This window comes from Roseovarius salinarum (assembly GCF_002834145.1).
GTDB classification, from domain to species: domain Bacteria; phylum Pseudomonadota; class Alphaproteobacteria; order Rhodobacterales; family Rhodobacteraceae; genus Roseovarius; species Roseovarius salinarum.
In genome coordinates this window covers 1-827 of sequence record NZ_PHNT01000050.1, presented here as the reverse complement: position 1 = coordinate 827, position 827 = coordinate 1, and the positions used below count along the sequence as shown (strand labels likewise).

Sequence of the window (827 nt, the reverse complement as noted above, 5' to 3'; positions counted from 1 at the left end):
GCGCTCGCGGAACTCGGCCGTGTATGTCGGGGTGTGCTTCTTCTTCGATTCCATAACGGTCATCCTCTGAGAGTTTTACCCTCTCGGAAACCCGGGGCGGTTCAGACGCTCCCTAGGCCGTTTTGACAAAAAGGATTCACATGGCGCTGCGGGCATGATTCAAGCTGGTATCTGCTATGGAGACCAGCTTGGCACGAGACTTGATGTCGGACGAGGAATGGGCGTTCTTTGAACGGTTTATCCTGGCGGTCCGTGCGCCGAACGGGCGCAAACCGACCAACCATCGCGTTGTTCTTGATGGGATTTTCTGGATCGCTCGCACTGGTGGCCCATGGCGGGACCTGCCCGAAGAGTTCGGCAAATGGTCGAGCGTCTACCGGCAGTTCCGACGCTGGACGCTGGCGGGTCTCTGGGAGGACATCATGGACGCCCTGAACCAGAGCGGGGCAGCGCCGGATGCCCTTCAAATGATCGACAGCACCGTGATCCGCGCTCATCATCAGGCAGCGGGCGCAAAAGGGGGACTCCGCAACAGGGTTTCGGCCGTTCTCGAGGTGGCTTCACGACCAAGATCCACCTCCGCGTCAATGCAGCAGGCTTGCCAATGAGGACCGAGATCACGCCGGACAAGACATCCGATTATTTGGGGTTTGACCTGGTCATGGCCGACAACCTGCCAGAGCCGAGCTGATCTTGCCCCCGTTTCGCCGGACACTCAGGCGGTTGCGGTTTGAGCTGCGATGAACTCGCGGGGCGAGCGCCATTTCAGCCCTGAGTGCGGATGGTTCTCGTTGTAATCCTCGAACCAGCCATCGATCAATCCGAGC

Annotated in this window: 1 protein-coding gene and 1 pseudogene; one reads left to right on the top strand and one right to left on the bottom strand. The window is 59.5% G+C overall.

The features are described from left to right. Nucleotides 1-176: 176 nt before the first annotated feature. A pseudogene (locus CEF10_RS16710) lies at nt 177-688 on the top strand (IS5 family transposase); the annotation flags it as partial. A 27-nt stretch (nt 689-715) separates the two neighbouring features. Here CEF10_RS16710 and CEF10_RS16775 read toward each other — a convergent pair. Beyond that, a partial coding sequence (locus tag CEF10_RS16775) for an integrase core domain-containing protein (RefSeq protein WP_157932957.1) occupies nt 716-827 on the bottom strand: 112 nt, incomplete at its 5' end.